At 64.9% G+C, this 6,863-nt stretch carries 7 protein-coding genes; 6 read left to right on the top strand and 1 reads right to left on the bottom strand.

The genetic code is table 11. From position 1 onward, the window contains the following. The 6 genes from AX702_RS15835 to AX702_RS15810 form a co-directional block, all read left to right on the top strand. Positions 1–324, top strand: a 324-nt coding sequence (locus tag AX702_RS15835) for a phosphoribosylanthranilate isomerase (RefSeq protein ID WP_443026305.1), incomplete at its 5' end; no start/stop codon positions are given. Beyond that, a complete protein-coding gene (gene trpB, locus AX702_RS15830; RefSeq protein ID WP_066781181.1) occupies positions 321–1,550 on the top strand; it encodes a tryptophan synthase subunit beta in 1,230 nt (409 codons plus the stop codon). The genes AX702_RS15835 and trpB, both read left to right, overlap by 4 nt. 61 nt (positions 1,551–1,611) lie before the next feature. Continuing rightward, on the top strand, positions 1,612–2,403 hold the full coding sequence (gene trpA, locus AX702_RS15825) for a tryptophan synthase subunit alpha (RefSeq protein WP_066781179.1): 792 nt from the start codon (positions 1,612–1,614) through the stop codon (positions 2,401–2,403). Beyond that, positions 2,400–3,260, top strand: coding sequence for an acetyl-CoA carboxylase, carboxyltransferase subunit beta (gene accD, locus AX702_RS15820; RefSeq protein ID WP_066781177.1), 861 nt, complete (start codon positions 2,400–2,402; stop codon positions 3,258–3,260). The genes trpA and accD overlap by 4 nt, the downstream gene beginning before the upstream one ends. A 106-nt stretch (positions 3,261–3,366) precedes the next feature. Continuing rightward, entirely contained in the window at positions 3,367–4,707 is a 1,341-nt protein-coding gene (locus tag AX702_RS15815; protein WP_066781175.1) for a bifunctional folylpolyglutamate synthase/dihydrofolate synthase, read from the top strand. Positions 4,708–4,772: 65 nt separating this feature from the next. Then, positions 4,773–5,204: a DUF6628 family protein gene (locus AX702_RS15810; protein ID WP_066781173.1), complete on the top strand. Its 432-nt coding sequence runs from the start codon at positions 4,773–4,775 to the stop codon at positions 5,202–5,204. A gap of 12 nt (positions 5,205–5,216) precedes the next feature. On the opposite strand, the gene AX702_RS15805 is transcribed toward AX702_RS15810, so the two are convergent. After that, complete coding sequence (locus AX702_RS15805; RefSeq protein ID WP_066781170.1) at positions 5,217–6,560, bottom strand: AmpG family muropeptide MFS transporter; 1,344 nt, start codon at positions 6,558–6,560, stop codon at positions 5,217–5,219. Positions 6,561–6,863 lie beyond the last annotated feature (303 nt).

Here is a 6,863-nt window from a genome sequence, read left to right as displayed (position 1 = left end):
GTGGCGGTGAAGACACGAGCCGATCTGGACGGCGCCAGGGATTATGCCGGCGCGGCCGACCGCATCCTCTATGATGCGAAGACACCCGCAGGCGCGGCCCTTCCCGGCGGCATGGGCGTGCGGTTCGATTGGTCGCTGCTCGACGGATTTCGCCATCCGCTGCCCTGGGCGCTTTCCGGCGGCCTGGACGCGGCCAATGTTTCAGAGGCGATCCGCCGCACCGGCGCGCCGCTGGTCGATGCGTCGTCCGGTCTGGAAAGCGCGCCCGGCGTCAAGAGCGTGGACAAGATCGCCGCCTTCCTGCAAGCGGTCGCCGCATCATGAACGCTCCGAATTCCTTCCGGGCCAAGCCCGACGAGCGCGGCCACTTCGGCGATTATGGCGGCCGCTATGTCGCCGAAACGCTGATGCCGCTGATCCTTGATCTGGAACGCGAATATCGCGCGGCGAAAAGCGATCCGGCGTTCCAGGCGCAGTTCGACGATCTGCTGGAACATTATGTCGGCCGGCCCTCCCCGCTTTATTACGCCGAGCGGCTGACGGATGCGCTGCGCGAAAACGCCCCTGAGGGAATGGGCGCGGAGATCTGGTTCAAGCGGGATGAGCTGAACCACACCGGTGCGCACAAGATCAACAATTGCATCGGGCAGATCCTGCTGGCGATCCGCATGGGCAAGACGCGGATCATCGCGGAAACCGGCGCCGGTCAGCACGGTGTGGCGACGGCCACCGTCTGTGCCCGCTTCGGCCTTCCGTGCGTGATCTACATGGGCGCGAAGGATGTCGAGCGTCAGCAGCCAAATGTGTTTCGTATGAAGCTGTTGGGCGCCGAAGTTCGCGCGGTGACTTCAGGTGCCAACACGCTGAAGGATGCGATGAACGAGGCGCTGCGCGATTGGGTCGCCAATGTACACGACACCTTCTACATCATCGGCACCGCCGCCGGCCCCCACCCGTATCCGGAGCTCGTGCGCGATTTCCAGAGCGTGATCGGCCGCGAGGCGCGCGAACAGATGCTCGGCCGTACCGGACACCTGCCCGACCTGCTGGTTGCTGCGATCGGCGGAGGATCGAACGCGATCGGCCTGTTCCACCCGTTCCTCGACGATCCCGAGGTGCGGATGCTGGGCGTCGAGGCGGCGGGCGAGGGATTGCAGAAGAAGCACGCGGCCAGCCTTGCCGGCGGTTTCCCGGGCGTTCTCCACGGCAACAAGACCTATTTGTTGCAGGACGAGGACGGGCAGATTGCCGAGGCCCATTCCATCTCCGCCGGGCTCGATTACCCCGGCATCGGTCCGGAACATGCCTGGCTCAAGGACATCGGCCGTGTAGAATATACGGCGGTCACCGATGACGAGGCGCTGGATGCCTTTCAGCTTCTTTGCCGCACCGAGGGCATCATTCCGGCGCTGGAGCCGTCGCACGCAATCGCAGCTGTCGCTCGCATCTCGCGGGAAATGCGGCGGGATCAGGTGATCCTCGCCAATTTGTGCGGCCGCGGCGACAAGGACATCTTCACGGTCGCGCATGCGCTGGGAGTGGCGATATGATCGCTGACAAACATCGCTCGCCGGCAATCAGCCCGGCTCTCCCGATCGGTGGAGGGCCGCAATGACCCGTCTATCCGCTGCATTCCAGAAGGATCATCCTGCCCTCGTCTGTTTCGTGACAGCCGGTGATGGTGACACGCCCGCGATGCTCGACGCGCTGGTCGAAGGCGGCGCCGACGTGATCGAACTCGGCATGCCCTTCACGGACCCGATGGCGGACGGCCCCGCGATCCAGGCCGCCAACATCCGCAGTTTGGAAGCAGGCACAACAACAGCCGATATCCTTCGGTATGCACACGGTTTTCGCGCACGGCACCCGAACGTTCCACTGGTGCTGATGGGTTATGCCAATCCCATGCTGCGTCGTGGCGCCGCATGGTTTGCCACCGCGGCCTGCGATGCTGGTGTGGACGGGATCATCTGCGTGGACGTCCCGCCAGAAGAAGACGACGCGCTTGGACCGGAGCTGCGCAAGGCCGGGATCGATCCCATCCGCCTCGCCACGCCGACGACGGATGTAGCGCGCCTGCCCGATGTGCTGAACGGTGCGTCGGGCTTCGTCTATTACGTCTCTGTCGCCGGGATCACCGGCCTGCAGCAGGCGGTGCAGGGCTCGATCGAGGCAGCTGTCGCGCGGCTGAAGGCAGCGACCGATCTGCCGATCGCAGTGGGCTTCGGCATCCGTACGCCCGAACAGGCGCAGGCGATCGCTCGCGTCTCCGATGGGGTGGTCGTCGGATCGGCGATCGTTGAGCTTGTCGCCCGCCACGCGGCGGATGCGCCGCGCCACGTGCGCACCTATGTTGAAAGCTTGGCGGCGGCTGTTCGCGCCGCGCGGAAGGAAATGGCATGAGCTGGTTGTCCAGCGTTCGCAACGCTTTGTCGTTCGTTGTTCCCGCGACGAAGGAAACTCCCGACAACCTCTGGCACAAGTGCAAGGGGTGCGGGACGATGGTGTTCACCAAGGAGTGGGAGGAAAACCTGTCGGTTTGCCCGTCTTGCGATCACCATGGGCGGATCGGCCCGGCAGCCCGTTTCGAGCAACTGCTCGATGAGGGTAGCGCAAAGGTCCTGGCGGCACCAAACGCGCCGGAAGATCCGCTGAAGTTCCGCGATTCCAAGCGCTATTCCGACCGGTTGAAGGCGGCGCGCGCGGAAACCGGGGAGCAGGACGCCTTCATCAACGCGCGCGGCACCATCAAGGGCCATCGCGTGGTGATCGGCGTGCAGGACTTCGCCTTCATGGGCGGATCCATGGGCCAAGCGGTCGGGGAAGCGTTCATCCAGGGTGTGGAAACCGCGATCGCCGATCGCGCGCCCTATGTCGTGTTCACGGCCAGCGGTGGTGCGCGCATGCAGGAAGGCATTCTGAGCCTGATGCAGATGCCGCGCAGCACCGTTGCCATCCAGATGCTGCACGATGCGGGCCTGCCCTATATCGTGGTGCTGACCGATCCGACATCAGGCGGGGTGATGGCGGCTTACGCCATGCTGGGCGACGTCCATATCGCCGAACCGCGCGCAACGCTCGCCTTCACCGGCCGCCGCGTGATCGAGAACACGATCCGCGAAAAGCTGCCCGACGATTTCCAGACCAGCGAATATTATCTGGAACATGGGCTGGTGGACATGGTGGTGCACCGCAAGGAGCTGCGCGATCGTCTGGCCACGGTGATCGGCTATCTGTGCGCAGACCGTAAGGCGGCCTGAGCGCGGCGGCCATCGGCGCAGCACCGGAAGGCCTTGGTAGAAGTTCGGAGCGGCGGCGGGTGTTTTCGGCCTGTCGCCGGCCAGCGCGTGGAGAGCCGGAGCGACAATGCCCGACCATGCCGTTTCGTCCGATCCCGCGGTGCAGGCGCAGCTTGCCCGGCTCTGGTCCCTCTCCCCGGGCGCGGACGTCCTGGGCCTTTCGCGGATCACGGCGCTGCTCGCGCGGCTGGGCGATCCACACCTGCGCCTCCCGCCGGTGTTTCACGTGGCCGGAACGAACGGCAAGGGCTCAACCTGCGCATTTCTCCGCGCGATGCTGGAGTCGGGCGGGAAACGCGTTCACGTCTATTCCAGCCCCCATCTGGTGCGTTTCAACGAACGGATCCGCATCGCGGGCGAGCTGATCGAGGATGCGGACCTTGCGGTTCTGCTACGGGAAGTGCTCGACGCCGGCGGCGATATCGGCGCGAGCTTTTTCGAAGTAACGACTGCGGCCGCCTTTCTCGCCTTCTCCCGAAGTCCGGCGGATGCCTGCGTTATCGAGGTCGGCCTGGGTGGGAGGCTGGACGCGACCAATGTTGTTCATCCCCTGATCTGCGGCATCGCGGGCCTCGGGATCGATCATGAAGCGTTCCTTTTGGCCGACGAAGCCGGCACCCCCGCCGAGCCGATGGCGCGAATAGCTTTCGAGAAGGCCGGGATCGCCAAATCCGGCGTTCCGATCGTGACGCTGAACTATCCGGCGATCGCGAACGAGGCCGTCAGCGCGGTTGCGGGAGCGAAGCGCGCGATCCTGCACCGGGCGGGTGACAGCTGGAGGTCCGAAGCCAAGCCGGCGGGTATCTGGTATTCGGATGAGGGCGGCACACTTGATCTGCCCCTGCCCTCCCTTCCGGGTCTCCACCAAGGCGACAATGCCGCCCTTGCGGTCGCCATGCTGCGGCACCAGCGCACCTTCAGCATCGAGCCGGAGCACGTGGCGGCGGGAATCCAGCGCGCATTCTGGCCGGCGCGCATGCAGCGGTTGCGGGACGGGCCGCTGACACGGATGCTGGGCGATCAGCCGAGCGGCGGCGTCTGGCTGGACGGTGCCCACAACGAATCGGCAGCGGCGGCGATCGCTGCCGCCTGGCCCAGCGATGCGCGCACGGTCGTTGTCATCGGCATGCTGGCCAACAAGGATGCAAATTCGGTGGTGCGCCACCTCACAAAGATGGCGGCAGCGGTTCAGGTCATTGCCATTCCGGTTCCCGGCCATGCGCACCACGATCCAGCGGATCTGGCCGCGATCGCAGCAAGGGAGGGTGCCCTTTCCACCACTGCGGCCGCCGATGTGGAGCAGGCTTTTGCCATGCTCTCCGGCACCGATGCCGAACGCATTCTGATCGCCGGCTCCCTCTATCTCACCGGTGAGGTGCTCTCACGAAACGACGAGATACCGAGCTGATCGCAATGTGCGATTGACTTGCAATAGCGGATTGAGAGAGACTTGCCGGAAGAGGAGTCTCTTCCATGACCATGTCCGCACCCGCCACTCTGGCGCTTCTGCCACATGCACTTCCTGTCTGCTCCAACGCCCGCACGGCCCTGTTCGCGATGCGTCGGATGGGCGCCCACGGACTGAACGATGCGCGTGCGGCGCACGCCTTCTTTACGGCATTCGGCGAAAGCTTTCGCAGGCCACTGATGCTGATGCGCGGGTTGATGGTGGACCTCGCCACTGCAGCGGCCGGACCGATCTCCATCGCGCCATGCTGCTATTCGCGGATGACCCATGCCGAGGCCGCCGTGTTGACGATCCTGTCCCGCGTTGAGGTCCATACCGATACGGCACAGCTGCTGATGACCGACCTGCTTGGCATCAGGGCAGTGGACGGTGTTCTGGCCAGTGCAGCGGCCGTCGCCATGGCCTTTGCCGACGAAGGCCGACCAATCACCGCGTGACGCTCGCCCCCGCTAGGCGGGAGCGCCCTCTGCCCGCGCGGGATCCTCTTCGGCCGTTGGCTGGCGTGCCTGCTCCACGACGAAGCCGCGCTTCCACAGGATCCACAACAGGATCAGGCCTGGCACCGCCACGATCATGGTGACGATCCAGAAGCCAACCCAGCCGAAGGCCTCTGCGACATAGCCGGAGGGCGTGGAGAGCCAGGTCCGGCCCACCACGGCGAACGACGACAAGAGAGCGAACTGGGTCGCCGTATAGGCAAGGTTGGCCAGACCGGAGAGATAGGTGGCGAAAACCGTCAACCCGATGCCGCTGGTCACCTGTTCCGTCGCCACGGCGATGAACAGCCACGTGGGCGAGTGGCCGTTCGCCGCAAGAATGGCGAAGGTGGCGTTGGACAGCATCATCAGCACGCCGGAGACGAACAATGCCCGTCCCATGCCGAGCCACGCCAGGAACGGGGCGCCCAGCGCCGTCCCGATCAACAGTCCCCAGAGGCCAACCACCTTGTTGATCGCCAGGAATTCGGTGTCGGAAAAACCAAGCTCCACGATCATGGGGTTGAGCATCCCCTGCCCCATCGCATCGCCAAGCTTGTAGACGAGGACGAAGAGCAGGATCAGCACGGCACCGCGCCGCTGGAAGAACTCACGGAATGGACTGACCACCGTATCGGTGAACCAGCCGCGGCCACCCCGCTTCACCGCCTGTTCGTGCAGGCCCGGGCCGATCCACAAGGCAGCGATCGCAGCGGGCACAAGGCAGAATGAAGTGAGGCCATAGCCAAATGCCCATCCGAGCCCCAGCCCTTCGGCCGAGGCAATCGCGATAGTGCCGACACCGGCGATGAAGTTGCCCGTGCGATACCCGAACTGGTTCATGGCGGTGCCATGCGCCAGCTCGGCATCGGGCAGGATCTCGATACGGTAGGCATCGATGACGATGTCCTGCGTCGCCGACAGAAACGCCGTCACGATTGCCCAGAATGCAAAAACGCCCAGGTGCAGCTCAGGCTGGCTCGCCCCCAACATCCAGACCGAGACGAACAGCATCGCCTGCACGAGGAAGAGCCACGCGCGGCGCTGGCCGAAAAGCTCCGTCAGGAACGGAAGACGCGTGCGGTCGATCAGCGGCGCCCACAGGAACTTCAGCGTGTAAGGCGTGGTCAGCCCGATGGCGAAGCCGATCGTCTTCTTGTCGATGCCGACCTTCGCCAGCCAGAAGGTCATGGTGCCAAGCAAAAGTGTCAGCGGAAATCCGCTGGAGATGCCGAGCAGAAAAGCGGCGAGCGGCCGCGGCCGAAAGTACGGCCCCATCGCGGCGCCAAAACCACGCCGCGAAACTGCTTCGGTCATCTACGCTTGCTCCAAACCCCGAACGGAAGGCGACACTAACGGCATTTCGTGGACAGGTAAGCCCATGATCGCGGCCGCTGAGGGTCTCATCCCCGTGTCGCTGCGCTTCGTCGCCCTTCCACTCACGCGCGCGTAGCGTCTGCGCTGCGCAGCTGGAGGAGGGATATTGGCGGCGGGCCAAAACCTGGGGAGGGTTGCCGATGCGGCACCCTGCCTTCTCGCGGCAGGGTCAATGCCATCCTGCTGGATGGCGCGAGTGACGGGGCTCGAACCCGCGACCTCCGGCGTGACAGGCCGGCGCTC

This window comes from Sphingomonas sp. CCH5-D11, assembly GCF_001557395.1.
In the GTDB taxonomy this organism is placed as follows: domain Bacteria; phylum Pseudomonadota; class Alphaproteobacteria; order Sphingomonadales; family Sphingomonadaceae; genus Sphingomonas.
This window is presented reverse-complemented; position numbering and strand designations above follow the sequence as displayed.

Bases quoted from the DNA above. Each gene is read 5' to 3' on its own strand.
- trpB (WP_066781181.1), top strand. From the start codon at position 321: ATGAACGCTCCGAATTCCTTCCGGGCCAAGCCCGACGAGCGCGGCCAC.
- accD (WP_066781177.1), top strand. From the start codon at position 2,400: ATGAGCTGGTTGTCCAGCGTTCGCAACGCTTTGTCGTTCGTTGTTCCC.
- AX702_RS15805 (WP_066781170.1), bottom strand. From the start codon at position 6,560: ATGACCGAAGCAGTTTCGCGGCGTGGTTTTGGCGCCGCGATGGGGCCG.
- AX702_RS15810 (WP_066781173.1), top strand. From the start codon at position 4,773: ATGACCATGTCCGCACCCGCCACTCTGGCGCTTCTGCCACATGCACTT.
- trpA (WP_066781179.1), top strand. From the start codon at position 1,612: ATGACCCGTCTATCCGCTGCATTCCAGAAGGATCATCCTGCCCTCGTC.
- AX702_RS15815 (WP_066781175.1), top strand. From the start codon at position 3,367: ATGCCCGACCATGCCGTTTCGTCCGATCCCGCGGTGCAGGCGCAGCTT.